Below are 25,534 nucleotides of genomic sequence, written 5' to 3'. Positions count from 1 at the left end.
GCTCGGGCCACACCGGAAACCAGGTGCGTATTGTGATACGGTGGCATGCATAGACATGCGAAGGAGGGCTGGGATGGGATTCCGGGTCGCGGTGGCCGGTGCGAGCGGGTACGCGGGTGGTGAGCTGCTGCGCCTGCTCTCCGGGCACCCGGAGCTGGAGATCGGCCCCGTCACTGCTCACGGTAGCGCTGGGACTCGGCTCAGTCAGGTGCATCCGCATCTCGTGACCCTCGCGGACCGCGTGCTGGAGCCGACGACGCCGGAGATCCTGGCGGACGCCGACCTGGTGTTCCTCGCGCTCCCGCACGGCCAGTCGGCCGCGATCGCCGCCCAGCTCCCGGCCGAGGTGAAGGTCGTTGACCTCGGGGCAGACCACCGGCTGGCGGACGCGGCCCAGTGGGAGAAGTACTACGGCAGCAAGCACGCCGGCCCGTGGACCTACGGCCTGCCGGAGCTGCCCGGCCAGCGCGAGGCCATCGCGGCCAGCAGCCGGGTCGCCGCGACCGGGTGCTACGCCGCGACGATCATCCTGGCGCTCAGGCCGATCCTGGCCAGCGGGCTCGGCTCGCCGGAGGACGTGGTCGTGGTCGCGGCCTCCGGTACGTCGGGGGCCGGCACAGCCCCGAAGAAGCATCTGCTGGGCAGCGAGGTGATGGGGGACCTGACCGGGTACAAGGTCGGGGCGCACCAGCACGTGCCGGAGATCAAGCAGGCGACCGGGGCGCTGAGCGTGTCGATGACGCCGATCCTGGCGCCGATGCCCCGGGGCATCCTCGCGGCGGTGACGGTGCGGGCTGTGCGGCCGGTGAACGATGCGGCTGTGCGGGACGTGCTGACTGCCGCGTATCAGGGTGAGTCTTTCGTCCACGTACAAAATCAGGGTTTGCAGCCGCGCACTGCCGCGACTTATGGCAGCAACAGCGTGCATCTCCAGGGCGGGGTTGATCTGGATTCCGGCCGGATCATCGTGACCTCTGCCCTCGACAACCTCGGCAAGGGCGCGGCCGGCGGCGCCCTCCAGTGCGCCAACCTCATGCTCGGCCTGCCCGAGACCACCGGCCTTTCGATCAACGGAGTGGCACCGTGACCGTGACTGTTCCCAAGGGATTCCGGGCTGCGGGCATCGCCGCCGGGATCAAGGCGAGCGGCGGCAGTGACCTGGCGCTGGTCGTCAACGACGGCCCGGACGCGACGGCCGCGGCCGTCTTCACCGCCAACCGCGTGAAGGCCGCCCCGGTGCTGTGGAGCCAGCAGGTGCTGAAGGCCGGCGTGGTCCGCGCCGTCGTGCTGAACTCGGGCGGGGCCAACGCCTGCACCGGCCCCAAGGGCTTCCAGGACACGCACATGACGGCCGAGCGGGTCGCCGCCACGCTCGGTGGCATGGGTGCCGGCGACGTGGTCGTCTGCTCGACCGGGCTGATCGGCGAGCGGCTGCCGATGGACAAGGTGCTGCCCGGCATCGCCAAGCTGGCCCGGAACCTGGCCAAGGACGGCGGACAGGCCGCCGCAGAGGCCATCATGACCACCGACACGAAGCCGAAGACGGTGACCGTGACCGGCGACGGTTACACGGTGGGCGGCATGGCCAAGGGTGCCGGCATGCTCGCGCCCTCACTGGCCACGATGCTCGTCGTGCTGACGACGGACGCCGTGGTCGGCGCGCAGGACCTCGACGAGGCGCTGCGGGCCGCGACGGCCGTGACCTTCGACCGGCTCGACTCCGACGGCTGCATGTCCACGAACGACACCGTGGTGCTGATGGCCTCCGGCGCGTCCGGTATCCAGCCGAGCGTGGAGGAACTGACCGTCGCGGTCACGTCGGCCTGCGCCGACCTGGCCGCCCAGCTGCTGAGCGACGCGGAGGGGTCCACGAAGGACATCTCGATCGAGGTACAGGGCGCGGCGGACGAGGAGGATGCCGTGCTGGTCGGCCGGGCCGTCGCCCGGAACAACCTGCTCAAGTGCGCGCTGTACGGCAACGACCCCAACTGGGGCCGCGTGCTCGCCGCGATCGGCACCACGGACGCGCTCTTCGACCCCGACCAGCTCGACGTGGCCATGAACGGCGTGTGGATCTGCAAGCAGGGCGCTGCGGCCGAGGACCGGTCGGCGGTCGACCTCTCCGGCCGGAAGATCCACATCACGGTGAACCTGAACTACGGCGACGCCACGGCGACCGTGCTGACCAACGACCTGTCCGTGGCGTACGTCCACGAGAACTCGGCGTACTCCTCGTGAACGCCGCGCTGAAAGCCGCCACGCTCGTCGAGGCGCTGCCGTGGCTCGGCCGGTTCCGCGACGCTGTCGTCGTCGTCAAGTACGGCGGCAACGCCATGACGAACCCGGAGCTCCAGGCTTCGTTCGCTGCCGACATGGTGTTCCTGAGGTACGCGGGCCTGCGTCCGGTGGTCGTGCACGGCGGCGGCCCGCAGATCTCCGCGATGCTGAAGAAGCTGGGCATCGAGACCGCGTTCGTGAACGGGCTGCGGGTCACGACGCCCGAGGTGCTGGACGTGGCCCGCATGGTCCTCGTCGGGCAGGTCAACCGGGAACTCGTCGGCCTGATCAACCGGCACGGCCCGCTCGCGGTCGGCGGCTCCGGCGAGGACGGCGGCCTGATCACGGCCGTGTGCCGCGACCCGGAGCTGGGCCTGGTGGGCGATGTGGCCAGCGTGAACCCGGACTGGGTCCTCGACGCCCTGTCAGCCGGCCGCATCCCGGTGATCTCGACTCTCGCCCCGGACGCGGACGGCGTCGTGCACAACCTCAACGCCGACACGGCCGCTGCCGCCCTGGCCGCGGCGCTGGGCGCGGCGAAGCTCGTCGTACTGACCGATGTGGAGGGTCTGTACGCGAACTGGCCGGACAGGTCCAGCCTGATCTCGCAGCTCACGGCGGCCGAGCTGGAGAAGCTGCTGCCCGGCCTGGAGTCGGGGATGGTGCCGAAGATGGAGGCGTGCCTGCGCGCCGTCCAGGCCGGCGTACCCCAGGCCCACGTCATCGACGGCCGGGAACCCCACTCCACTCTCCTCGAAATCTTCACCTCGGAAGGAATTGGCACGATGGTGGTGGCCTCATGAGCCTCGTGGAGCGGTTCGGAGCCGCGATCATGCCGACGTACGGCGGCCCTGCGATCGGGCTCGTCTCCGGCCGTGGCGCCGAGGTCACCGACGAGGCGGGGAAGACCTATGTGGACTTCCTCGGCGGCATCGCCGTCAACGCGCTCGGCCACGCCCACCCGGCGATCGTCGAGGCCGTCAGCAGGCAGATCGCGACCCTCGGGCACGTGTCGAACCTCTACGCGCACCCGACGGCCGTCGAGCTGGCCGAGAAGCTGGTCGCCCTGACCGGCCGGGCCGGCAAGGTCTACTTCTGCAACTCGGGCGCGGAGGCCAGCGAGGCGGCGTTCAAGCTGTCGCGGCGGACGGGCCGGACGGGCATCGTCGCGGCCCAGGGCGCCTTCCACGGCCGGACGATGGGCGCGCTGGCGCTGACCGGCCAGCCGTCCAAACAGGACCCCTTCAAGCCACTGCCGGGCGATGTCACGCACGTGCCCTACGGTTCCGTGGCCGCGCTCGAAGCGGCCGTGGACGAGACCACCGCGATGGTCATCCTGGAGCCGATCCAGGGCGAGAACGGCGTGCTGGTGGCGCCGCCCGGGTACCTAGCCGCCGCCCGGGAGATCACTGCCCGGCACGGCGCGCTGCTCGTGCTCGACGAGGTGCAGACCGGGATCGGGCGGACCGGGCACTGGTTCGCCTGCCAGGCCGAGGGCGTGGCTCCTGACGCGATCACGCTGGCCAAGGGGCTCGGCGGCGGGCTGCCGATCGGCGCGCTGGTCGTGTTCGGCGACGCGGCGGAGCTGATCCAGCCGGGCGGGCACGGCAGCACGTTCGGCGGCAACCCGGTGTCGTGCGCGGCAGGCCTGGCGGTGATCAGGACGATCGAGGCCGAGGGGCTGCTCGGCCACGTGAAGGCGATGGGGGAGCGGCTGCGTGGCGGGCTCCCGGGCGACCTGCACGGTGCCGGCCTGCTGCTCGGCGTGCCGGTTGCGGACTCCGCGGCTGTCGCGGCCGACCTGCTCGGCAAGGGTTTCCTGGTCAACGCCGTGCAGCCGGGCACGATCCGGCTCGCGCCTCCGCTGAACATCACCGAGTCCCAGGTGGACGCGCTCATCCAGGCATGGCCGGCATGATCCGGCACTTCCTGCGGGACGACGACCTGAGCCCGGCGGAGCAGGCCGAGGTGCTGACCCTCGCGGCCCAGCTCAAGCAGTTCCGGATGAAGACGCTGGTCGACAAGACGGTCGTCGTCATCTTCGAGAAGCCATCGCTGCGGACCCGGGTCTCCTTCGAGGCGGGCATCGCGGGCCTCGGCGCGCACCCGATCATCGTGGACGGCCAGACCACCCACTTCGGCCGGGGCGAGCGGATCAGCGACGCGGCCAGGGTGCTGTCCTCCTACGCCGACGCGATCGTCATCCGCACCTTCGGCGACGAGCGCATCCAGGAGCTGGCCGCCTCGGCCACGGTGCCGGTCGTCAACGCGCTCACCGACGGCTTCCACCCGTGCCAGCTGCTCGCCGACCTCATGACCATCCAGGAGCGGCACAACAAGATCAAGGGCATCACCCTGGTGTACCTGGGCGACGCCGCCAACAACATGGCCCACTCCTACCTGCTGGCCGGCACGACGGCAGGCGCGCACATCCGGATCGCGGCACCCGAGGGCTTCGACCCCGACCCGGCCATCGTGGACCGCGCGCGGCAGATCGCTGCCGGTACCGGCGGCTCCGTCACCCTCTACCGCGACCCGCTGGCCGCGGCGGAGGGCGCCGACGTGCTCGCCACCGACACGTGGACCTCGATGGGCCAGGAGAGCGACGGCAAGGACCGGCTGACCCCGTTCTGGCCGTACCAGGTCAACGAGCAGCTGCTCAAACTGGCCAGCCCCGGGGTCATCACCCTGCACTGCCTCCCGGCCCACCGGGGCGAGGAGATCACCGACGAGGCGATGGACGGGCCGGCCAGCGCCGTGTTCGAGCAGGCAACCAATAGGTTGTACGCACAACAGGCCCTCCTCAGTTGGTTGGTGAACCGCTCATGAACACCTCGCCCATCTCGAAGACCGCCCGGCACGCCTGGATCTCCGCGCTCATCCGGGAGAAGTCAGTGAAGTCGCAGACCGAGCTCGGTGAGCTGCTGGCGGCCGACGGCATCGTGGTCACCCAGGCCACCCTGTCCCGGGACCTCGACGAGCTGGGCGCCGTGAAGGTACGCGGCGGCAACGGCCAGGCCGCGTACCTCATCCCCGAGGACGGCAACCCGGCCCTCCGCCCGGCCGAGCACGCCTCCGCCCGGCTGATCCGGCTCCTGCGCGAGCTGGCCACCGGCGCGACCGCCTCGGGCAACCTGGTGGTGCTGCGTACCCCGCCCGGCGCCGCACAGTTCCTCGCGAGCGCGCTGGACCGCTCCGGGCTGCCGGAGATCGTCGGCACCATCGCCGGCGACGACACGATCCTGGTCGTGGCGCCGGAGGACCTCGGCGGCCACGAGCTGGCCCGCCGCCTGCTCGGCTGGGCAGGGCTCGACCAGGCCGGCGAAACCCCGTAATCCCCGTTCCAGCGGACCGACTGAGGAGTGCAGTGACCCAGCAGCAGACAACAGAGCCGTCCGACCCTCCGGTCCGCGGCGCTGGCGCGCCTGTGGCCGGCGGGACCGAGTCCACCCGCCTGTGGGGCGGCCGGTTCACCGGCGGCCCGGCCGAGGCGCTCGCCCGGCTGTCCGTGAGCGTCCAGTTCGACTGGCGCCTGGCACCGTACGACCTGGCCGCCTCCCGAGCCCATGCCCGCGTGCTGTCCCGGGCCGGCCTGCTGACGGCCGAGGAGCTGGGCGCGATGCTCGCGGCCCTCGACGACCTCGAAGCGGCCTGCGCCTCGGGGGAGTTCCGGCCCACTGTGGACGACGAGGACGTGCACACCGCCCTCGAACGCGGCCTCCTGGAACGGCTCGGCACGACCGGCGGCAAGCTGCGGGCCGGCCGTTCCCGTAACGACCAGGTCGCCACCGATCTCCGGCTCTACCTGCGTGACCACGCCCGTGGTGTCGCCAGCCGCCTCGTCGAGCTGTGCGACGCGCTGGTCGAGCAGGCCGGCCAGCACATCGGCACCCCGGCTCCCGGCATGACGCACCTCCAGCACGCGCAGCCGGTGTCCTTCGGGCACCAGCTGCTCGCGCACGTGCAGGCATTCGCCCGCGACCTCGACCGGCTGTCCGACTGGGACCGGCGCGCGGCGGTCTGCCCGCTCGGCTCCGGCGCGCTGTCCGGCTCCTCGCTGCCGCTGGACCCGGTGGCCGTGGCCCGCGAGCTGGGCTTCACGCATCCCGCGCCGAACTCGATGGACGCGGTCTCCGACCGGGACTTCGCCGCCGAGTTCCTGTTCGTGGCGGCGCTGGCCGGGGTGCACCTGTCCCGGCTCGGCGAGGAGATCGTGCTGTGGACCTCGCAGGAGTTCGGCTGGGTGGAGCTGGACGACGCCTTCGCCACCGGGTCCTCGATCATGCCGCAGAAGAAGAACGCCGACATCGCCGAGCTGGCCAGGGGCAAGTCAGGCCGGCTGACCGGTGCCCTGGTCAACGTGCTGACCATGCTCAAGGGCCTGCCGCTGACCTATGACCGGGACATGCAGGAGGTACAGGAGCCGGTCTTCGACGCCGTCGAGACGCTGGAACTGGTGCTGCCGGCCATGACCGGCATGATCGCGACGATGACCGTCCACGCCGACCGGATCGAGGCCGCGGCCCCGAAGGGGTACACCCTGGCGACCGAGATCGCCGACTGGCTGGTCCGCGGGCACGTACCGTTCCGCGAGGCCCACGAGATCACCGGCGCCCTGGTCGCGCTGTGCGCCCCGGACGGCCGGGATCTCGCGGACCTGACCGACGCCGAGCTGGCCACGGTGTCCGCGCACCTGACCCCGGAGGTCCGGTCGGTGCTCGACGTGCGCGGTGCTCTCGAAGCCCGCACGACCCCCGGCTCCACGGGCCCGCGCGCGGTCACCGACCAGCTCCAGAACATCGCCGGTCGCCTCGACCACTGGCGCGAGTGGGGCGCCCAGCACGTCGTACCGCGATAGTTTTTCGAACGGCCGGGGCCGTCGCACTGGGTGAGAATCATCCAGGCGGCGGCCCCGGCGTCGTTGTATCCATGATCTGACACTGATCTGACACGGTGCCCTCACAGAGTGGAACACCGAACAGCCACATCGGACTGTCCGAAAGGGCCCCCTGACCTGCCGGACGACCGAGATCCTTGTTTACACGATTTTTGCGTACGCAGCTAAATAGCGGATCAACTCGGGCAAATGGTAAGGTGCGCTGAGCTTGTGGGCATCACGGCATATGTCCGTGTTATTCGCTTCCACTGTGGTGCCCGGAAGTCAATAGGCCGTTGGCCTCTGCTCACGCATTGTGACGCGAAGGCAACCTGAAACGGCAGACACCACCGGGCCACCGAAACGAGGTCACCCATGTTCACCAGCATCCGCGCCCTGTTCGGCCACCACGCAGCCGGCGACAGGCAGGCGGCGCTGCGCGCGGAGAACTCCACACTGCTCGGCCACCTGGCCTCGACAGCCGACCCGGCGGCACGCGCCCGGCTCCTCACCGAACTCTGCCGGGTGGACACCGAACTGTCCTCACCCGACACCGCCTCCCTCTACCGGCTCCTGGCCGAAACCGAGTCGGCCATCGCGGAGCGCCGCCCCCGCCAGCCCGGCACGGACCCCGGGGAGTCAGCGGCCGCCCCGATCCTCGACCGCATGGTGGCGGCCGGCACGACCAGCGAGGGCATGACCGAGCTCTGCGACCTGCTCCTCGACCGGGGCAAGGAACCAGCCCTCGCTCGCGGCGGCAGGCACCGCCGCACCCGCGCCGCGTACGGGATCTGAACGTGGGTCCCTTCACGTCGTCATAGCGACATGAGGGGTCCCATGTTCAGCTCACAGCGCGACGCGCAGGCCCGGGTGCGCGACGACCACCGGGCAGTCAGCGATGCTCGCGGCCTCGTCGAGGATGTCGTTCGGGTCGAGCCAGTACCGCAGGCCGGTCAGCACCAGCAGCCGAGCCCCGGACCGCTTCGCCAGCCGTCCCGCGTCCCCGGCCGTCAGATGCCCCCGCATCGGCCCGCCGGCGTCGAAGCCAGCGGCCTCGGCGAGCAGCACGCCGCAGCCGTCGGCGAGTTCGTCGATGGCCGCGCACGGCTCGGTGTCGGCCGTGTAGCACAGCCGATCGTCCACTCTGGTCGCCCAGCACTCCATGCCACCGTGCTGGACCTGGGCGAGGCGCAGCGTGAACGGCCCGGCCGCCAGCTCACCCGGCTGGGCGGCGGCCGGCTCGAACACGTCCGGTTCCGTCCACACCACCGGGTTCAGCTCGGAGGAGCCGACGACGCGCAGCGGCGGGAGCCCGTGCCGGGCGCGCAGGTGACCGAGCTGGGTGAGGTCGGTCCAGTGGTCGGAGTGCGCGTGCGAGACGACGACGAGGTCGATCTCCGCCGGCGTGACGTACTTCTGCAGCGGGCCGGACGCTCCCGCTCCGATGTCCAGCAGCAGCCGGAACCCCTCGTGCTCCACCAGGAAGCTGGAGCACGCCGACTCCGGGCTCGGTGCGGGGGCCGAGCAGCCCGCTACGGTCAGTCGCATGATCAGAAAGTAGCCGACAGGCCGGGTGCGGACGCTGTTCGAGCCGATCCACGCCGTGACCTGCTTCTGCCATAGGCATAATTTCCGAGCCAACCGGGCAACCGATCGTGCGGGTGTACCGCACCTATCGGGCGACGGGAGGTGAGAGCGCTGGAGGACAGCGAGGGCCTGGAGGAGTTCACCGCCTACTTCACCGCGCGTCAGGAGGTGGTCCGCCGGACCGCGTACCTGCTGTGCGGCGACTGGCACCGTGCCGACGACCTGGCGCAGACGGCTTTCGTCCGGCTGGCCGGGGCCTGGCACACGATCCGTGACCGGGGGGCGCTGGACGCCTTCACGCGTACCTGCCTGATCCGGGCCTACGTCGCCGACACCGGCCGGGCCTGGCGGCGCAGGGAGCTGACCGCCGAGTCGCCACCCGAGCGGCCGGCCGGCCCGGACGACGGTGACCTGCTCGCGACCCGGCTGGCCGTGGTCGAGGCACTGCGGACAGTCCCCAGGAGGCAGCGCGCGGTACTGGTGTGCCGGTTCTACGAAGGCATGGACGTCGCGGAGACGGCCGAGGTGCTCCGCTGCTCGCAGGGCACGGTGAAGAGCCAGACGGCGAAGGGCCTGGCCGCGCTGCGTGCGGCGCTCGGAGCCGGGTACCAGCCGGACAGCACAGCGACGCGACCCGTCTGGGAGGTGGCCTGATGGACGTGCGGGAACTGCTGCGGCTGGCCGGATCGGCTCCGGCCCCGCAGACCCGGCTCGACCCGGCCGAGCTGTACGCGGCCGGGCGCCGCCGCAGCTGGTGGCGCGGGCAGCGGCTGGCCCTGGCTGGGCTGGTGTCGGCGCTGGTGGCGACCGGGGTGGGCGCGACGGCGTACGCGATCAGCGATCACGCGCGGGTGCGGGAGGAGCTGGTGTCGAGTACGAGCCAGGCAGCCCCGCCACCTCCGCCCGCCGTCCAGCCGCTACCGGCCACTGTGGAGGGACGCCGCGTGACGGCCACCCCGTCACGCGCAGTCACGGCAGCCCCGTCGTCCGCGAAGGCCACGCCGGCCACTCCGGCCTGGGACTGCGCGACGGCTGCGATCGCGGTGGCGAAGGTGCTGAGCCAGCGAGCGGAAGCGGCGGCCCAGACGAGCTGCCAGGACGGCCGCCTGCACGTCACCGCGAGCCTCGGCGGGGGCGGCCAGGCCCGGCTCGTGCTCAGCGCACAGATCGAGCCCGGCCCGGCCGTGTGCCCGGCCCCGCAGGCGCTGAGCTGCGAGGACACGAAGTACGGCCAGCTCGCGGTCTCCGGGGCCGCCGAGGTCAGGCTCAGCCGTCCCGACGGCAGGGTGATCACGGTGGCGACGCGGGCCGAGGGCCTGTGGGCCGGCCCGGCTCCGGTGCTGCCGGTGGCCGAGTTGCGGGCCATCGCCCTCGCTTTAGCAGAAAAAACCTGAAAAAGACTGCCCGTCCGGGCAACCTGCCGCCGCTCTCCCCGGCACCTATCCATGAAGGCCACTCGTGGCCGGACGGACCTGGGATCGAGGAAGGAACCAAGCAGTGAGCACAGAGGACAACCCCCAAACCCCTGACCAGCGTGTACCCGCCAAGCCCCGCCTCCTGTCCCGCTGGGTGATCATCGGCGCGGCTGCGGTGGTGCTCTCCGCGGGCGCGGCGGTGACCGCGGGGGCGACAGGCATCGTGCCCGTCTCCGACGAGGTCACGTCGGCGGCGGCGCACGGCGAGACGGATGTGGCCCCGAGCGGCATCCCGGCCGGCGTGCCGTCGGCGAACCTGCCCGCGACCGTGCCAGTGCCCACGAAGCTGCCGAGTGCCGGCGTGCCGACGAAGCTGCCGGTCCCCGCGGGTACACCGAAGGCCTGGGATTGCAAGGAAGCGGCTGGACGCGCGGCAGCCACGCTGGAGAAAGTCCTGGAAGGCGTGACAGCCAGCACGAGCTGTGACGGCGCGACGCTGCACGCGACCGCGACCATCGCCAGGGCTGGGGTGGCCGCCATCTCGATCACTGTGGACATCGTGCCGGGTGTCGAACCCGGGTCGAGCTGCTCCCAGGCCGACCGCTGCGTCGACACCCCGGCCGGGCCGGTCGGCGTCTCCGGCGTGAGCAGGCTGAAGCTGGTCCGCGCCGACGGGCTGAGCATCTCGGTGTCCGCGCAGGTCTCGGGCACGGTCCCCAGCGGCCTGCCGAACGTGCTGCCCTCCGGCGTGCCCGGCACGCCACAGCTCCCCGAGCTCGGCAGCCTCCAGGGCCTCCTCACCGAACTCGGTGCCCGGATGTGACGGAGCCCGTGATCTGATGTGCGGATGGCCGAGCTGCCCGAAGGTGACCTGACGACCGTGGCGAAAGCCCTGCTGGGCTGGGAGTTCTCCGCACACGGCTCCACGGTCAGGCTGACGGAGGTCGAGGCGTACGCCGGGGTCGGCGCCGACCCGGCCTCCCACGCCCACCGGGGCCCCACACCCCGCAACCAGATCATGTTCGGCCCGCCCGGGTACCTGTACGTCTACTTCGTCTACGGCATGCACTGGTGCGCCAACGTCGTCCTCGGCGGCGAGGGCGAGGCCTCGGCGCTGCTGCTCCGGGCCGGCGAGGTCGTCGGCGGCATCGACCTGGCCCGCGAGCGGCGGCCGGGCGTACGCGACCACGACCTCGCGCGCGGCCCGGCCCGGCTGTGCACGGCTCTCGCCCTCGGCCGCGAGGCGAACGGGGCTTACCTGCTCGGCGACGGGCCGATCCGGCTGCGGCCACCAGCGGAGCCAGCCGACCCGGCCCGGATCGCGACCGGCCCCCGGGTCGGGGTGGCGGTCGGCTCCGAGACCCCGTGGCGCTTCTGGCTCACCGGGGAACCCTCGGTGAGCGTCTACAAGCGACACAAGAAGGCGCCGGCCAGCTGAACCCGGCCGTCAATCCGGTACCAAGCCAGCGGCCAGCCAGGTGTGGATGTCGTCGTAGACGGCCGCTCCGGGGAGATGCCCGCCGGGGTAGACGTGGCCCTGCGCGGTGGCGATGTGCGCGAGAAGGTGTCCTGAGTGGTCCCCGGGTACCAGGTGGTCCTGGGACCCTCGCCAGACGCCGACCGGGACCCGGATCTCCGCCAGATCGAAGCCCCACGGCTGCGCGAAGGCGAGGCTGTCGTCGACCCAGCCGTCCAGTGAGTCCACGAAAGTCGCCCGTACGCGCGACATGGCGTCCGGATCGTCACGCGCCGGAGGGCCGGGTTCTGACGGAATCTCCGGGCCACCGGCCTCGATGGGGGCCAGGATCTGCGCCGCGACGTCGGCCAGCTGTGACCGCAGGCTGGCCTCGTCCTGCGGCTGGTCACCCGGATCACGCGGCTTGATCCCGGACAGCACGGCGCACCGGGTGACCCGGCCGGCGAGCAGCGCGGCGCAGGCGAGTGCGTGGGGGCCGCCACCCGACCCGCCGAAAACGGCGAACTGCTCCCAGCCGCAGGCGTCAGCGAGATCCCGCACATCGCTGGCCGCGTCCGCGACCGTCCGGCCCGGCCTGCGAGTCGAGCCGCCGTACCCCGGCCGGTCGTAGACCAGGACCCGCAGCTTGCTGCGCTCCATGGCTTCGGCCACCGTCGGCCACTTCCAGCGGCTGCTCGGCGATCCGTTGTGCCACACCACCGGATGCCCGTCCGGCGGGCCGTAGAAGCAGTAACGCAGGACTGTTCCGCCGGCGCGGACCAGCTCGGAAGTCGCGGGCAAGGCCATGCGGAACATCCAAACCCGGCACCACCTCGCTGGCAAGAGTTTCAGGAGCCAGCGAGCCGCTGCGCCGTTTCCAGCACGCCTGCCCTGACCCGGTCCGGGCCGAGGTCCGGCAGCAGTGCCGTCACGTGCTCGGCGGCCAGGCTCGCGAGCAGGGCGTGCGCCGCGTACTCCGGATCAGCCGCCCCGCCCATCAGCAGCGCCACATGCCGGTGCCAGAAGCGGTAAGCCCCGATCCGGTACCGGGCACCCGGCGCCGCCGTCTCCGACATCCGGACAAGGTCGAGGTGCCCGAGCAGGTAGTCCACGTACGCGGACACGAAGGCCGCGAGCCGCTCGCCGTCCGGCGCGCCGGGGCCGAGCGGGGCCGGACCGTCCAGGATGGCCTGCTGGAGTTCGCGTTCGCGGGTGTCGAGAAGAGCGACTGCCAGCCCGGCCCGGTCGCCGAACCTGCGGAACAACGTCCCCTTGCCGACCCCTGCCGCCGCCGCGATCGCGTCCATCGACACGTTCTCCACGCCGTGCTCGGCGAAGAGCTGGGCCGCGGCAGCCAGGACCGTCGTGCGGTTGCGTGCGGCGTCGGCGCGCCCGGCCGGGGGCGGTGACGTGCGCAACTCCACGAGTTCTTGATAACCGGACTGCGGTCCGTTAACGTCGGAGGCCATAACCGGACTGTAGTCCATATCTCCAGGAGGATCCGCGTGACCACCCTGATCACCCGTGAGGAACTCGCCACAGCCGTCGAGGCCGGCACCGTTGTCCTCGTCGACGCCCTCGGCGCGGCGTACCACGCGCAGCGGCACATCCCCGGCGCCGTCCCGCTCGCGCCCGGCGAGGCCGTCGACCTGGCAGCCGGGCTGCTGCCCGACCGGCAGGCCGCGATCGTCACCTACTGCTCGAACGCCGCCTGCCCGAACAGCGGCCAGGTCGCCGACCAGCTGACCGCGCTCGGCTACACCAACGTCCGCAAGTACCGCGAGGGCATCGAGGACTGGGCCGGCGCAGGCCTTCCCCTGATCGAGGGCCAGCCCACCCAGTAACAAATAGGGCTTTTTTCTTTTGCTCTAACGCGAGGTGGCCCGGTGAGCGGAAATCTGACAAGCGAAACGAAAGCCCGTGTACTGGTTGTACACGGGCTTTTGTTTCGCGCAGCTCAGATTTTCGCTCAGCGGGTCGGCACTACCTAAAGGGCGATGACGAAGCGGTAGCGGACATCGCTGGCCAGGATCCGCTCGTAGGCCTCGTTGATCTGCTCGCCGCCGATGACCTCGATCTCGGAGCCGATGCCGTGCTCCGCGCAGAAGTCCAGCATCTCCTGCGTCTCGCGGATGCCGCCGATCATCGAGCCTGCGAGGCTCTTGCGGCCGCCGATCAGGGCGAACATCGACACCGGGCTGGGGTTCTCCGGGGCACCGACGTTGACCAGGGTGCCGCCGGTCCTCAGCAGGCCGAGGTAGGAGTCGAGCGGGATGTTCGCCGAGACGGTGTTGATGATCAGGTCGAAGGTGCCAGCCAGCTCGCTGAAGGTCGCCGGGTCGCTGGTGGCGCGGAAGTCGGAGGCGCCGAGCCTGAGCCCGTCGTCCTTCTTCCGCAGGCTCTGGCTGAGCACCGTCACCTCGGCGCCCAGCGCGTGCGCGATCTTGACGCCCATGTGGCCGAGGCCACCGAGGCCCACGATCGCGACCTTCTGGCCGGGGCCGGCCTTCCAGTGCCGGAGCGGGGAGTAGAGGGTGATGCCGGCGCACAGCAGCGGGGCCGCCACGTCGAGGCTGAGCGAGTCCGGGATGCGGACGGCGTAGTTCTCGTCGACGACGATCTGCTTGCCGTAGCCGCCGTACGTCGGCTCGCCCTGCTTGTCGCGGCTGTTGTAGGTGCCGATCATGCCGCCGGTGCAGTACTGCTCGTCGCCGGCCAGGCAGTTCGCGCACTTGCGGCAGGTGTCCACGAAGCAGCCGACGCCGACCCGGTCGCCGACCTGGTACTTCGTCACACCGGCCCCGACGGCGCTCACCACGCCAGCGATCTCGTGGCCAGGGACCATCGGGAAGATCGCCGGCCCCCAGTCCTCGTTGACCTGGTGGATGTCGGAGTGGCAGATCCCGCAGTAGTGGACGTCGATCAGCACATCGTGGTGTCCGGTCTCGCGGAGCGGGACGGTCGTGAGCTCGAGCGGAGCCTTGGCCGCAGGTGCGGCGTATGCGGAAACGTTAGCCATGCGGGGAATCATGCCGTCTCGGTCAGCGGTCCGCCCAGTCATTGCCTTACGTACCACTGGCAGGGTCACCCTCGCGCGGTGCCGGCCGCCGAGCCGCTGGGCATACTTGGGCTCATGACTGCTGAGCTGGGCGAATTCCTCCGTTCCCGCCGCGCGCGGCTGAGCCCGCAGGAGGCTGGCCTGCAGACGTACGGCAGGCGCCGCAGGGTCCCCGGCCTGCGCCGCGAGGAGCTGGCCCAGCTGGCCGGGGTGAGTGTGGCGTACTACACCCGCCTCGAACAGGGCAACGGCCAGAACGTCTCCTCGTCCGTGCTGGAGGCGGTGGCCAGGGCGCTGCGGCTCGACGAGCCGGAGCGGGCGCACCTGATGCATCTGGCCCGCCCGGTGCGGCGTTCGCCACGGCAGCTCAAGCCGCAGAAGGTCCGGCCGCAGCTGCGTGTGCTGCTCGACACGATCGCCGACGTCCCCGCGTACATCGTGGGGCGGCGCACCGACATCCTCGCCTGGAACAGGCTGGCCCGGGCGCTGCTGGCCGACTTCGACGCGCTGCCGCCGGGCGAGCGCAACATGGCCCGCCTCGTCTTCCTCGACCCGAACTCCCGTGACCTGTACACGCACTGGGAGGAGAAGGCGAAGGAGGTGGTCAACTGCCTGCGGTTCTGCGCCGGGCAGTATCCGGACGACCCGAAGCTGATCGAGCTGGTCGGTGAGCTGTCCATGCGCAGCGAGGAGTTCCGGAAGCTGTGGGCCGCCTACGGGGTGGAGGACAAGCGGCACGGCGTGAAGCAGTTCAGCCATCCGCTGGTCGGGCCGCTGACGCTCGCCTACGAGTCGCTGCTGCTGCCCGACGACGCCGAGCAGTACATGGTCACGTTCCACGCCGAGCCGGGCTCGCCGGACGCCGACGCCCTGCGCCTCCTGTCCGCCTGGGGCAGCACCAGCCAGGAACCAGCCCGCTCCTGATCCGCCCGCCTGGCTGGCGCGATCCTGACCTGCCCGATCTTGACCTGCCCCGCCGGGCGACCGGACACTGTGGACCATGAAACCCGGTGTCGTCCGGCTGCTCGCGGCCAAGGCTGTGTCCGATGTGGGCACAGCGCTCGACCTGATCTGCCTGAGCCTGTTCGCCTGGCTGCAAACCGAGTCGATGCTCGCGACGGCCGGGGTCGGCCTGATGATGTACGGCGGCGGGTTCCTCGGCGGCAGGCTGGCCCACCGCTTCGGTGACACCTGGGACCGCCGCCGGATCATGATCGGCGCGGATCTGCTCCGCGCGGCCGTCCTGCTGCCGCTCGCGGTGGTGCCGGGGGACTGGCAGATCTTTCTCCTGTACCCGGCTGTGCTGCTCGTCGGCGCCAGCAGCACCGTGTTCGGCGGCACCCTCGCCGCGGCGGTACCGGTACTGGCCGGCTCGCGTGCCCAGCTGATGAACAGCATCATCCAGGGCATGACCGGCGTGTCCCGGATCGTGGGCATGGGGCTGTCGGCCGTGATCATCGGGTACGTCGGCTTCCGGGGCGTGTTCGTGATCGACGCGTCGACGTACGTGCTGTCCGCGATCGTCCTGCTCACGCTCCGGCTGCCCATGCGTGACGGTTCCCCGGGCAAGCAGCCAGCCGGGAACCACGCGAACTGGGCGCTGCTCGTCGCCGCCGGGATCGCCGCACCGCTCGTCGTCCGGGGCCTGGACGCTTTCGGCAGCTCGTCCCAGCACGTCGGCCTGCCGGTACTCGGCGCGCAGCTCGATCCGGCCGACCCGGCCAGCGTCACCGGGACACTGTGGATGGCCTGGGCGATCGGTGTCGTGACGGCCAGCTTCGGGCTCCGCCCGCTGATCAGGTCCGCGATCGACCGGGCGCCGGCCGCCGTCTTCTACGGCGGGACGGTCCTGATGTCGATCGGGTTCGCCGGGATGTTCTGGATGCCGTCCTGGCCGGGCAGGCTCGCGTCGGCGGTACTGGCCGGGATCGGGGACGCGCTCACCGAGGTCGCGTTCAAGCAGTCCCTGCAACGGCTGCCCGACGACCGCCGGGGCGGGGCGTTCGGCCTGTCGCACATGGTGATCAACGGCGGGTTCCTGTCCGGGCTGGCGGTCACTGGCCTGCTGGTCACGCCGGGGCTGGTCGGCGAGTGGGTGCTGCTCCTGCACGGCGTGCCGACCGTCGCGGCCTGCTACGCGCTGCTGACGCACCGCAAGCGCGAGCGGGAGGAGGCCCGGGTGTGAGGTCCTACCTGAACTACGCGAGCATGGGCCGCCTGCGGCCCCGCGCCCGGAACGTGATGCGCGCGGCACTGGAGGACGTCCTCCCGTTCGGCGCCGCGTACTCGGCCCCGCTGATGGCCGCGATGAGCCGGTCCCGCGCCGCCGGGGCGAAACTGCTCGGCTGCGGGCCGGACGAGCTGGCCCTGATCCAGAACACGAGCACCGGTGTCCACCTCGTCGCCGACGGGCTGTCCTGGTCGCCAGGCGACGAGATCGTGCTGTTCGACCGGGACTTCCCGGCGAACGTCCTGCCCTGGCTGCGGGTCCGCGACCGGCACGGCGCCGTGGTCCGCTGGGTGCCGATGCGCGAGGACGGCGGCTACGACCTCGCCGACCTGGAGAAGGCGCTGTCGCCCCGGACGAGGGTGGTGGCCGTGAGCCTGGTGAACTTCGCCACCGGGTACACAGTGGATCTGGGAACTGTCTGTGACCTGGCGGCTGGCCACGGCGCGCTCGTGTTCTGCGACGCCATCCAGGGCCTGGGGGCCCTGCCGCTCGACGTGCGCGAGACGCCGGTGGACTTCCTCACCTCCGGCGGGCACAAGTGGCTGTGCGGCCCGCCGGGCACCGGCCTGTTCTATGCCCGGCAGGAGGCGCTGGCCATGCTCGGTGACGGGCCGGCCGGCTGGTTCGGCTACACCGGGGCCACGGACATGCTGGCCAAGGGCCCGGGGCACTTCACGTACGATCTGGAACCCCGCCCGCAGGCCCGCCGCTTCGAGGGCGGCATGCCGAACCTGCTCGGCCTGCTCGGGTTCGCCGAGTCCCTGGAGGAACTCCTGGAGACAGGCCTGCCCCGCGTCCATGCCCGCGTCCTGGCTCTCGCCGCCCAGGTCCGCGAGGGCGTCCGTGAGGCCGGCTACACGCTCCGTGGCCCGGAAGGCTCGGGAATCGTGGCGTTCGCCCACCCGGTCACGCCAGCCGCCGACCTCTGCGCCCGCCTCGCCGACCAGGGCTGCCATCTGTCCTATCCCGACGGAATCCTCCGCGCCTCCCCGCATTACTGGACGGACGACGACGAGATGCACATCATGCTCGCCGCGCTCCAGCAGCATGCAAGAAACTGATCTCCCGCCTCTTGACGCTCTCCCACCTGCGAGTTTGACTGGAGGGCGGAGCACACGGCTCCATAGTGGATAGTCAAAAGGCAGAGAGGAGTGTGGATCATGGAGGCTCGTTACGAGACCTGGGAGAACCTGGCCGAGGACGTGGAGATCACCACCGCGCAGTCGGACGTGTGGGCTTGCTTCCTGGCCGACGACGCCGCCTGACCGCGGATCGTCGCTAGTCCCATAGAACCCGGGCCGGGCACACAGCCCGGCCCGGGCTTTTCATCACCGGCCACGCAGCGTCACCAGCACCACCGGAGGAACACGTGATCACCTGGGAGAGCAGCCGCCAGCACGTCGGGGTCAACGCGCCGGTCTGGCTGACGTTCGACGTGCACAGGCCGTATCTCGACGGCGCGGCCAGCGCCCGCACGGCGATCCAGGCGCTCGGCCCGGTGCTCGCCGCCGAGCTGTTCACCGGGCGTGACCCGGTCTCGCCCCGGCTGTCGATGACCATGCCGCTCAGCTACCGGCAGCTGCTCACCCGCGAGTCACGGCTCGCCCAGTACCGGGTGGCGCTGCCCACCGACCTCCCTGCGGCCCTCGCATCCCCGGCCTGGGCAGCGATCGCCGAGGCCTTCGCCCACCGGGCAGACCTCGACGCCACCGACCGCTCGGGCCTCGCGCAGTGGCTGGTCAGCGCGTGCCTGCCCGACGCGATGCTCGTCCTGGCCCCGGCCGACCTGAGCCCGGAGGAGTGCGCGGATCCGCTGGCCGCGAGCGTGCAGCTCGCCCGCGCGATCGCCCTCTTCCAGCGTGAGGGCCTGTCCGAGCGGACGAAGGCCGCCCGCCTGCCACTCCTCGAAGCCACCGTCCCGACCCCGGCCCAGCTCAACGGCGTGGCGGGCTGGGCGTACCTGACCGCACGCCACGGTGCCGACGACAGCCGGGTCGCGGAGCTCGAAGGCCGGGCCTGGGACATCTTCCGCCAGCTCGCGCCCGGCATGGACCCCCGGACGCGGGCCGTACGCGAGGCCCGCCTCCTGATCAAGGAGACGATGCACGCCGAGCGGCACGGCCAGCTCGACCGGGCCACGGACCTGCTCGCCGCCGCCCGTGCCCTCGTACCGGACGACGGCACCCTTCTCGCCCGCGAACTTCGCCGCCGCGTCATCGACCGTGGCGTGGAGATCGCGGTCAAGCGCAAAGACCTGAGCACCGAGCGCGCGCTAGTCGAGGAGGGCCTGGCCCTCGACCCGTGGTGCGTGAAGATCCGGATGCAGGCGGCCCAGGCCGCCGAGCGGCGGGGTGAGGACGACGCGGCCCTCGCCGGGTACCTGCACGCCGCCCGCCTCGGCCCGTACGGCACGGCCTTCGCGCTCCTCCGCGCGAACGAGCTGGCCCAGCGCCTCGGCCAGCCCGGCGCGGCCCGTACCTTCGCCGAGCGGGCGTTCCGGGCCATGCCCACGTCCCCGCAGACCCTCGAAGCCGTGCTGTCCGCGACAGACAGCGAGCCCCTCGCGGCCATCGCGAAGTCGACAGCCACCGGCCGTGGCCTCGAAGGCAACTGGCACTACCAGATGTACGGCGCGTACTTCAATCTCGCCGACTCCAAGTCCCCGTGCCTCTACGCGAACCTGCCGCTTTACGCCTACGAGTTCGCCGAGCGCGGCCAGCGGCCCAGGATCGGCCACCAGCGGATCATGCCGCCGGCCTTCCGCGCCAACCTGTTCCGCGAGGCCGGCCTGCCCGAGTTCATGGTGAGCCACCCGGCGGAGCTGCCGGAGCCACTGTGGACGGACCGATGGGCGAAGCTGTGCGAGTGGACGACCGAGCTGCCGGTGGCGAGCCCCGAGCGGCAGTACCTGACCATGCACCTGCTGTTCCGCCTCGGCTTCCAGCGGCTCGCGCTCGACCTCGTGCCCGCGTACGACGATCCGCAGTCCGCCGCCGAGTTCAAGATCTCGGCCTGGCGGCACCTGATCGGCTACGCGGCCTCGGTCGGCAGCCGCAGCCCCGAGTCCTCCCTCGGCGCGCTCGCGCTCGCCGACCGGCCCGGCTGCCCGTTCGACCTGGCCATGACGCTGTCACTGCACGCGGTCGTCTACCACGCCCGTGCCACGCGTGACATCAAGGAAATGGTGAAGTGGCGGGACCGGGCCAAGGACTACCACGACACCGCGCTGGCCAGCCCTGACTACACCCCGTTCGAGAAGGCCATGCTGGAGAGCCGGTTCTATCGCGGCACCAGTTTCGTGCCCTTCCAGCTCGGTGACCGCGCCGGCACGATCGCCGAGCTGGACCGCGCCGAAGAACTCGCGCGCGCAGTCCCCGCCACCACCCCCTGGGAGCAGTTCCTCAAACTCGAGAACCTGCACGCCTGCCTGGAAAGCCGTTCCAAGGAAGCTTTCGGCCTCGGCGAGATCGACCTCGGTCACGCACGCACTCTCGAGTTCCTGGCGATCGACCCCTACGACCCGAAGAGCCACATCGAACTCGCCGAGAGCTACACCCGCCAGGGCAAGTTCGCCGAGGCCGCCGAGGCGTACCTGACCACGGCCCGGCTCGGCCCGCTCGGCACGGCGATCGCCTACGCGATGGCGGGGGAGTGCTACGAACGCGCAGGTCAGCAGGCCATCGCGGAGGACTGCTTCATCCAGGCCCTCCGGCACGACCCGTATGCGATCTCCGCTGCGCGCGGCTGGCGGCGCAACGGCGACGACTTCGGATACACCGCAGCACTCGAAGAATGGGGCGCCTCCCGGTGAAATTCTCCCTCACGCAAACTCCGACGGCCCCGCTCACCGCGATTCCCGTCTTCACTTCCGAGCTCGGCGACCCGTTCCTGACCGCATGTGGCTTCACCGCAAAACCAGGGCAAACCTTTTTTGTACCCCCGGGCACAGCCCCCGCATTCCCCCTCCCCGGAGCCCCCGCCGCCGGCCTCCCGGCCCCTGAGCCCGGATCACCGGCGATCCTCTACGGGCTCGGATCGCCAGAAGCCCTCGACCGCCCGGCCCTGCGCAGAGCACTCGCAGCCCTGGCCCGCGCGTCCCGCCGCTTCGAGCACCTGGCCGTCATCCTCCCCGCCTGCGTACCGGCACCGCTCGCGATCCGCACAGCTGCCGAGTCCATGACGCTCGCCCTCTACACCTACACCGAGTTCACCAGCACCGCCGACCCGGCCGCGCTCCACACCGTCGACCTGGTGACCCCCGAGCAGGACCCGGCACCCCTCCACACCGGACAGCGTCTCGCCGAAGCCGTCTGCCTCGCCCGCGACCTGGTCAACCAGCCCGGCGGCACCCTCACACCGGCAGCGTTCGCGACCCGCGCCGCCGAGCTGGCCAAGCACACCGGCCTCGACTGCGAGATCTGGGAGATGGACCGGCTCGCCGCCGAGCACATGGGCGGCCTGCTGGGCGTCAACGCCGGCTCCGCCGAACCGGCCCGCCTGGTCCGCCTCACGTACACGCCGCCGATCTCGGCCGGCACCATCGCGCTGGTCGGCAAGGGCGTCACCTTCGACTCCGGCGGCCTGTCCCTCAAGCCGAGCGGGCTGATGGGCGACATGAAGTCCGACATGGCCGGCGCGGCAGCCGTGCTCGCCGCCATGACAACGCTCCGCGACCTCGGCTGCCAGCAGACCGTCGCCGCGTACCTGCCGCTCACCGACAACATGCCCGGCCCCGGCGCCACCCGCATCGGCGACGTCCTGCGTACCCGCAGCGGCACCACCGTCGAAGTCCTCAACACCGACGCCGAGGGCCGCCTGATCCTCGCCGACGCCCTGGCCCTCGCCGCCGAGAGCAACCCCGACGCGATCATCGACCTGGCCACGCTCACCGACGCGGCACCCTCAGCCCTGGGCCGGGGGATGGCCGCCGTCCTCGGTACCGGCCCCGGCTGGCTCGCCCGCGTCCTCTCCGCCGCCGACCGCTCCGGCGAACCAGCCTGGCAGCTCCCGCTCCGCGCCGACTGCCGCCCGACCCTCGACTCCACAGTGGCCGACCTCGTCAACCACAAGCCGGGCGACCGGCACGCCGGAGCGATCCTCGGCGCCCTCTTCCTCCAGGAGTTCGTCCCGGACGGCCTCCCGTGGGCGCACCTCGACATCGTCGGCTGCGCCTGGGCCACCGCCGACGACGGGGAAACCACAGCTGGCGGCACCGGCTACGGCGTCAGGCTCCTCGCCGAACTGCTCTGCCCGCCACCACCGTCGATCGGGCACTGAACACAAACCTGTCCCCGGCCGCTCGTACCGGCCGGGGACAGGCAGCCCTCACCTACACCGCTACGCGGCGATCTTCAGCTCGAACGACCCCTTCTTCAGGCCGTCGCTCGCACCCTCCCCGCAGAAAGCCTTGAGGTACATCCCCACCACAGCCTCCTCGAACTCCTTGTCGTACGCGGTCGTCGACAAGGTCAGCTGCTTCGTGCCGTCCACCGAGCTGAACGAGAACGTCGAGTACCCCGGAACCCCGCCGGTGTGCCCCCACATCTCGCCACCACACGGCAGCGCAACCCGCTGGAGCCCCAGCCCGTACTCGCCGCCGCTGTGCACGTCAGGCGTCAGCATCTCCGCCAGCAGCGCCGGCCGGACCAGCTTCCCGGTCAGCAGCGACCGGTAGAACCGGTTCAGGTCATCCGTCGTCGTGACGATCTCACCAGCAGCCCACGCCGCCGACGGGTTCCACGACGTGATGTCCACCGGCTTGCCCTTCACCTGCACGTACCCGTGAGCATGCGGCCCCGTCAGCAACGGGAAGTCCCCCGGGAACGACGTCCGGTGCATGCCAGCCGGCCGCAGCACCCGCCGCTCGACCTCGCCGGCGTACGACCGCCCCGTCACCTTCTCGATCACCATGCCGAGCAGCACGTACCCCGTGTTCGAGTACGACCAGCTCGTACCGGGCGGGAAGTCCGCCGTATGCCGCGTGGCCACAGCCACCAGCTCCTCCGGCTCCCAGCTCCTGTACCGGTCCCTGACCAGCTGCTCCTCGGACGTGAACAGGTCCCGCGTGTAGTTGTAGACCCCGCTCGTGTGGTTGAGCAGCTGCCGGAGCGTGATCTGGTCCCCGTTCGGCACCAGCCCCGGCAGGTGCTGGGAGACCGGGTCCGACAACGACAACCGGCCCTCGCCGGCCAGCTGCACCACCACGGTCGACGTCAGCGACTTCGTGATGCTCCCGGCCCTGAACCGCCCGTTCTCCGGCGCCGGCCGCCACCTCCCGAGTTCCGCGACCCCCGACGCCCCGCGCCACACGTACGCGCCGTCCCGGTACTCCGCCACCGCCGCGACCGCACCAGCCTTCGTCACCGCGTCCAGCTCGGCCCGCAACCCGGGCGCTGTGGCCTGAGCCTGCGCGGCCACCGGTACCGCCATCACCAACGTCACCGCGCCGAGCACAGTGAACGTCCTGCCAAATCTCATCCCTGTTCCTCCTGGACGATCCGTCGATCCCGAGAGTGCTGGGTGATTTACCCCCAAAGCATCACGGAAGAGCGCGCCGTCCGGATCGGGCCACGGGACGAGACCGACCCTGACATTCCCCTTACGCGGACGGCAGGCAATCCCCTACGGAAAACCGGATACCAGGTAGGGAAGAATCAGGGCATGACCAGTGTTCTCGATGACCTGCAGTGGCGTGGCCTCATCTACCAGTCGACCGACCTCGGCGTCCTCGCCGACGAGATCGCGAAGGGCCCGATCACCTATTACTGCGGCTTCGACCCCACGGCGCCGAGCCTGCACATGGGCAACCTGGTCCAGATCCTCGTGCTCCGCCGCCTCCAGCTCGCCGGCAACCTCCCGCTCGCCCTCGTCGGCGGCTCGACCGGCCTGATCGGCGACCCCAAGGAGTCAGCGGAGCGCTCCCTGAACTCCAAGGACACCGTCGCCGAGTGGGTGGAACGGATCCGGCACCAGATCGAGCCGTTCCTCGACTTCGACGGCCAGTACGCCGCCCGCATGGTCAACAACCTCGACTGGACCGCCGGGCTCTCCGCGCTGGACTTCCTCCGCGACATCGGCAAGCACTTCCGCGTCAACAAGATGATCGCCAAGGACGCCGTCAGCGCCCGCCTGCACTCCGACATCGGCATCAGCTTCACCGAGTTCAGCTACCAGATCCTCCAGGGGATGGACTACCTCGAACTCTTCAAGCGCTACGGCTGCCGTCTCCAGACCGGCGGCAGCGACCAGTGGGGCAACCTCACAGCAGGCACCGACCTCGTACGCCGCGTGACCGGCGAGTCCGTGAACCTGCTCGCCACCCCCCTGATCACCAAGGCCGACGGCACCAAGTTCGGCAAGACGGAGGGCGGCACCGTCTGGCTCGACCCCGCCATGACCTCGCCGTACGCGTTCTACCAGTTCTGGATCAACGCCGACGACCGCGACGTCTCGAACTACCTCAAGGTCTTCACCTTCCTGGAACGCGCAGAACTCGAAGCCCTCGAAGCCGAGACGGCCGAGCGTCCCTTCGCCCGCGCGGCCCAGAAGCGGCTGGCGAGCGAGGTCACCACCCTCGTACACGGCAAGACGGAAACCGAGCAGGCCATCGCGGCCAGCCAGGCACTGTTCGGCAGGGGCACCCTCGACGAGCTCGCCCCCGCCACGCTCCGGGCCGCGCTCGCCGAGGCCGGCCTCGCCACAGTCACCGACCCGCAGACGACGGTCGCGGCGCTCTTCAAGGAAGCCGGCCTCGTCGGCAGCCTGTCCGAGGCGCGCCGTGCCGTCACGGAGGGCGGCGCGTACATCAACAACGAACGCGTCACCGACGCCGACGCCCCCGTACCCGCCGACCGCCGCCTCCACGGCAAGCTCCTCGTCCTCCGCCGGGGCAAGAAGACGATCGCCGGCGTCGAGTACGCCTGACCCGGCGAACCTGGCTCGTAACCGCCCTGCGGAGCGCCCGCCAAGGCTGCCCACGAGCCCCCACAAGGCCCGGTACCACGCTGGTACCGGGCCTTTCGCCTGGTCAGAGCGTTTCGGGACCCCCGATTTGACCGCCGTCCGGACGCTAGCGTAAATTTCTCTCTGTCAGCGGGGAACGCGACAAACCGGAAAGAAAGACGCCGGGGCGGCGCGGATCACGAAGACACCGGGCGAGGCCGATTTGGTTCGGCGTGAACGACCGGGTAGGGTGAGTGAGAGACAAGGCGATGGACACCGCTCAAGGCGGCAGGACAGCTTGTCGATCTTCCCAGCCAGGGCGGTGCGGGTCACTGATCGTTCAGTGATGGCCTGCGAAACCGATCTGGTAGCGTGGTGCAAAGCCCCGGAGATGGCCTTTGAAGGCCGCCGATGGTGTGTGTTTGTTCTTTGAGAACTCAACAGGGTGTCTGAAAGTTAGTGCCAAGTTATTGATACCCCGGCCCTGGCATTGTTCAGGGCGGGATTCCTTTGGTGATACGGACAATGGCAACACATTTTAGTGATGTCAGCGGTCTGATCGCCGGGTATTGAATTCTTATTGGAGAGTTTGATCCTGGCTCAGGACGAACGCTGGCGGCGTGCTTAACACATGCAAGTCGAGCGGAAAGGCCTTTCGGGGTACTCGAGCGGCGAACGGGTGAGTAACACGTGA

General features: G+C 70.7%; 23 protein-coding genes, 1 rRNA gene and 1 pseudogene. 20 read left to right on the top strand and 5 right to left on the bottom strand.

Features of this window, described 5'->3' with window-relative positions; all coding sequences use genetic code 11:
* Positions 1-73: 73 nt before the first annotated feature.
* The 8 genes from argC to A3G1_RS0113730 all read left to right on the top strand — a co-directional run bounded on the left by argC (position 74) and on the right by A3G1_RS0113730 (position 7,948).
* A complete protein-coding gene (gene argC, locus A3G1_RS0113765) occupies positions 74-1,087 on the top strand; it encodes an N-acetyl-gamma-glutamyl-phosphate reductase (RefSeq protein WP_018350056.1) in 1,014 nt (337 codons plus the stop codon).
* The gene (gene argJ, locus A3G1_RS0113760) at positions 1,084-2,238 is read left to right on the top strand and encodes a bifunctional glutamate N-acetyltransferase/amino-acid acetyltransferase ArgJ (RefSeq protein ID WP_018350055.1); all 1,155 of its coding nucleotides are present in this window, start codon (positions 1,084-1,086) and stop codon (positions 2,236-2,238) included. Before argC ends, argJ begins: the two co-directional genes overlap by 4 nt.
* Positions 2,235-3,080, top strand: a complete 846-nt coding sequence (gene argB, locus A3G1_RS0113755) for an acetylglutamate kinase (RefSeq protein WP_018350054.1) — start codon at positions 2,235-2,237, stop codon at positions 3,078-3,080. The genes argJ and argB overlap by 4 nt, the downstream gene beginning before the upstream one ends.
* On the top strand, positions 3,077-4,195 hold the full coding sequence (locus A3G1_RS0113750) for an acetylornithine transaminase (RefSeq protein ID WP_018350053.1): 1,119 nt from the start codon (positions 3,077-3,079) through the stop codon (positions 4,193-4,195). The genes argB and A3G1_RS0113750 overlap by 4 nt, the downstream gene beginning before the upstream one ends.
* The gene (gene argF, locus A3G1_RS0113745) at positions 4,192-5,106 is read left to right on the top strand and encodes an ornithine carbamoyltransferase (protein WP_026212114.1); all 915 of its coding nucleotides are present in this window, start codon (positions 4,192-4,194) and stop codon (positions 5,104-5,106) included. The genes A3G1_RS0113750 and argF overlap by 4 nt, the downstream gene beginning before the upstream one ends.
* A complete protein-coding gene (locus A3G1_RS0113740) occupies positions 5,103-5,612 on the top strand; it encodes an arginine repressor (protein ID WP_018350051.1) in 510 nt (169 codons plus the stop codon). Before argF ends, A3G1_RS0113740 begins: the two co-directional genes overlap by 4 nt.
* Before the next feature lie 92 nt (positions 5,613-5,704).
* Positions 5,705-7,135 (top strand): argininosuccinate lyase, encoded by a 1,431-nt coding sequence (argH, locus tag A3G1_RS0113735; RefSeq protein WP_026212113.1) that lies wholly within the window; start codon positions 5,705-5,707, stop codon positions 7,133-7,135.
* Between the two features lie 393 nt (positions 7,136-7,528).
* The gene (locus A3G1_RS0113730; protein ID WP_018350049.1) at positions 7,529-7,948 is read left to right on the top strand and encodes a hypothetical protein; all 420 of its coding nucleotides are present in this window, start codon (positions 7,529-7,531) and stop codon (positions 7,946-7,948) included.
* A gap of 51 nt (positions 7,949-7,999) precedes the next feature.
* Here A3G1_RS0113730 and A3G1_RS0113725 read toward each other — a convergent pair whose 3' ends face one another.
* Positions 8,000-8,701 carry an MBL fold metallo-hydrolase gene (locus A3G1_RS0113725; RefSeq protein ID WP_083936926.1) on the bottom strand — a complete coding sequence of 234 codons (702 nt, stop codon included), beginning with the start codon at positions 8,699-8,701 and terminating at the stop codon, positions 8,000-8,002.
* Between the two features lie 141 nt (positions 8,702-8,842).
* On the opposite strand from A3G1_RS0113725, the gene A3G1_RS0113720 reads away from it, so the two are divergent.
* From A3G1_RS0113720 to A3G1_RS0113705, 4 genes and pseudogenes are all read left to right on the top strand, one after another.
* Positions 8,843-9,394, top strand: a complete 552-nt coding sequence (locus A3G1_RS0113720) for a SigE family RNA polymerase sigma factor (protein WP_018350047.1) — start codon at positions 8,843-8,845, stop codon at positions 9,392-9,394.
* Positions 9,394-10,134 carry a hypothetical protein gene (locus tag A3G1_RS0113715; RefSeq protein WP_018350046.1) on the top strand — a complete coding sequence of 247 codons (741 nt, stop codon included), beginning with the start codon at positions 9,394-9,396 and terminating at the stop codon, positions 10,132-10,134. The genes A3G1_RS0113720 and A3G1_RS0113715 overlap by 1 nt, the downstream gene beginning before the upstream one ends.
* A 103-nt stretch (positions 10,135-10,237) precedes the next feature.
* Entirely contained in the window at positions 10,238-10,978 is a 741-nt protein-coding gene (locus A3G1_RS0113710; RefSeq protein WP_018350045.1) for a hypothetical protein, read from the top strand.
* A 24-nt stretch (positions 10,979-11,002) separates the two neighbouring features.
* A pseudogene (locus A3G1_RS0113705) lies at positions 11,003-11,651 on the top strand (DNA-3-methyladenine glycosylase).
* On the opposite strand, the gene A3G1_RS0113700 reads toward A3G1_RS0113705, so the two are convergent.
* Positions 11,603-12,418, bottom strand: a complete 816-nt coding sequence (locus A3G1_RS0113700; RefSeq protein ID WP_018350043.1) for an alpha/beta fold hydrolase — start codon at positions 12,416-12,418, stop codon at positions 11,603-11,605. The pseudogene A3G1_RS0113705 and the gene A3G1_RS0113700 overlap by 49 nt on opposite strands.
* Positions 12,419-12,459: 41 nt before the next feature.
* Positions 12,460-13,080 (bottom strand): TetR/AcrR family transcriptional regulator, encoded by a 621-nt coding sequence (locus A3G1_RS0113695; protein ID WP_211216309.1) that lies wholly within the window; start codon positions 13,078-13,080, stop codon positions 12,460-12,462.
* A gap of 36 nt (positions 13,081-13,116) precedes the next feature.
* Here A3G1_RS0113695 and A3G1_RS0113690 point away from each other — a divergent pair, with 36 nt between their 5' ends.
* On the top strand, positions 13,117-13,455 hold the full coding sequence (locus tag A3G1_RS0113690; protein ID WP_018350041.1) for a rhodanese-like domain-containing protein: 339 nt from the start codon (positions 13,117-13,119) through the stop codon (positions 13,453-13,455).
* A gap of 143 nt (positions 13,456-13,598) precedes the next feature.
* On the opposite strand, the gene A3G1_RS0113685 is transcribed toward A3G1_RS0113690, so the two are convergent.
* Positions 13,599-14,630: an NAD(P)-dependent alcohol dehydrogenase gene (locus A3G1_RS0113685; RefSeq protein ID WP_018350040.1), complete on the bottom strand. Its 1,032-nt coding sequence runs from the start codon at positions 14,628-14,630 to the stop codon at positions 13,599-13,601.
* Positions 14,631-14,744: 114 nt separating this feature from the next.
* Between A3G1_RS0113685 and A3G1_RS0113680 the strand changes: the two genes are divergently transcribed.
* The 5 genes from A3G1_RS0113680 (at position 14,745) to A3G1_RS0113655 (ending at position 22,176) form a co-directional block, all read left to right on the top strand.
* Positions 14,745-15,593 carry a helix-turn-helix transcriptional regulator gene (locus tag A3G1_RS0113680; protein WP_018350039.1) on the top strand — a complete coding sequence of 283 codons (849 nt, stop codon included), beginning with the start codon at positions 14,745-14,747 and terminating at the stop codon, positions 15,591-15,593.
* 76 nt (positions 15,594-15,669) lie between these two features.
* On the top strand, positions 15,670-16,854 hold the full coding sequence (locus A3G1_RS0113675; protein WP_018350038.1) for an MFS transporter: 1,185 nt from the start codon (positions 15,670-15,672) through the stop codon (positions 16,852-16,854).
* On the top strand, positions 16,851-17,960 hold the full coding sequence (locus tag A3G1_RS34830; protein WP_018350037.1) for an aminotransferase class V-fold PLP-dependent enzyme: 1,110 nt from the start codon (positions 16,851-16,853) through the stop codon (positions 17,958-17,960). The genes A3G1_RS0113675 and A3G1_RS34830 overlap by 4 nt, the downstream gene beginning before the upstream one ends.
* 308 nt (positions 17,961-18,268) lie before the next feature.
* Positions 18,269-20,710 (top strand): tetratricopeptide repeat protein, encoded by a 2,442-nt coding sequence (locus tag A3G1_RS0113660; protein ID WP_018350035.1) that lies wholly within the window; start codon positions 18,269-18,271, stop codon positions 20,708-20,710.
* Entirely contained in the window at positions 20,707-22,176 is a 1,470-nt protein-coding gene (locus A3G1_RS0113655) for a leucyl aminopeptidase (RefSeq protein ID WP_157641133.1), read from the top strand. Before A3G1_RS0113660 ends, A3G1_RS0113655 begins: the two co-directional genes overlap by 4 nt.
* A gap of 60 nt (positions 22,177-22,236) precedes the next feature.
* Here A3G1_RS0113655 and A3G1_RS34825 read toward each other — a convergent pair whose 3' ends face one another.
* Positions 22,237-23,376 (bottom strand): serine hydrolase domain-containing protein, encoded by a 1,140-nt coding sequence (locus A3G1_RS34825; protein ID WP_083936925.1) that lies wholly within the window; start codon positions 23,374-23,376, stop codon positions 22,237-22,239.
* 183 nt (positions 23,377-23,559) lie between these two features.
* On the opposite strand from A3G1_RS34825, the gene tyrS reads away from it, so the two are divergent.
* Both tyrS and A3G1_RS0113640 read left to right on the top strand, forming a co-directional pair.
* Positions 23,560-24,822 carry a tyrosine--tRNA ligase gene (tyrS, locus tag A3G1_RS0113645; protein ID WP_018350032.1) on the top strand — a complete coding sequence of 421 codons (1,263 nt, stop codon included), beginning with the start codon at positions 23,560-23,562 and terminating at the stop codon, positions 24,820-24,822.
* A gap of 595 nt (positions 24,823-25,417) precedes the next feature.
* Positions 25,418-25,534: ribosomal RNA gene (locus A3G1_RS0113640) — 16S ribosomal RNA — on the top strand; the annotation flags it as partial.

The organism is Longispora albida DSM 44784, assembly GCF_000379825.1.
Lineage (GTDB): Bacteria > Actinomycetota > Actinomycetes > Mycobacteriales > Micromonosporaceae > Longispora > Longispora albida.
Note: the sequence above shows the minus strand (reverse complement) of the source record. Positions and strands in the feature narration are given on the sequence as shown.

Bases quoted from the DNA above. Each gene is read 5' to 3' on its own strand.
- argC (WP_018350056.1), top strand. From the start codon at position 74: ATGGGATTCCGGGTCGCGGTGGCCGGTGCGAGCGGGTACGCGGGTGGT.
- A3G1_RS0113750 (WP_018350053.1), top strand. From the start codon at position 3,077: ATGAGCCTCGTGGAGCGGTTCGGAGCCGCGATCATGCCGACGTACGGC.
- argF (WP_026212114.1), top strand. From the start codon at position 4,192: ATGATCCGGCACTTCCTGCGGGACGACGACCTGAGCCCGGCGGAGCAG.
- A3G1_RS0113740 (WP_018350051.1), top strand. From the start codon at position 5,103: ATGAACACCTCGCCCATCTCGAAGACCGCCCGGCACGCCTGGATCTCC.
- A3G1_RS0113730 (WP_018350049.1), top strand. From the start codon at position 7,529: ATGTTCACCAGCATCCGCGCCCTGTTCGGCCACCACGCAGCCGGCGAC.
- A3G1_RS0113725 (WP_083936926.1), bottom strand. From the start codon at position 8,701: ATGCGACTGACCGTAGCGGGCTGCTCGGCCCCCGCACCGAGCCCGGAG.
- A3G1_RS0113715 (WP_018350046.1), top strand. From the start codon at position 9,394: ATGGACGTGCGGGAACTGCTGCGGCTGGCCGGATCGGCTCCGGCCCCG.
- A3G1_RS0113700 (WP_018350043.1), bottom strand. From the start codon at position 12,418: ATGGCCTTGCCCGCGACTTCCGAGCTGGTCCGCGCCGGCGGAACAGTC.
- A3G1_RS0113695 (WP_211216309.1), bottom strand. From the start codon at position 13,080: ATGGCCTCCGACGTTAACGGACCGCAGTCCGGTTATCAAGAACTCGTG.
- A3G1_RS0113685 (WP_018350040.1), bottom strand. From the start codon at position 14,630: ATGGCTAACGTTTCCGCATACGCCGCACCTGCGGCCAAGGCTCCGCTC.
- A3G1_RS0113680 (WP_018350039.1), top strand. From the start codon at position 14,745: ATGACTGCTGAGCTGGGCGAATTCCTCCGTTCCCGCCGCGCGCGGCTG.
- A3G1_RS0113675 (WP_018350038.1), top strand. From the start codon at position 15,670: ATGAAACCCGGTGTCGTCCGGCTGCTCGCGGCCAAGGCTGTGTCCGAT.
- A3G1_RS34825 (WP_083936925.1), bottom strand. From the start codon at position 23,376: ATGAGATTTGGCAGGACGTTCACTGTGCTCGGCGCGGTGACGTTGGTG.
- tyrS (WP_018350032.1), top strand. From the start codon at position 23,560: ATGACCAGTGTTCTCGATGACCTGCAGTGGCGTGGCCTCATCTACCAG.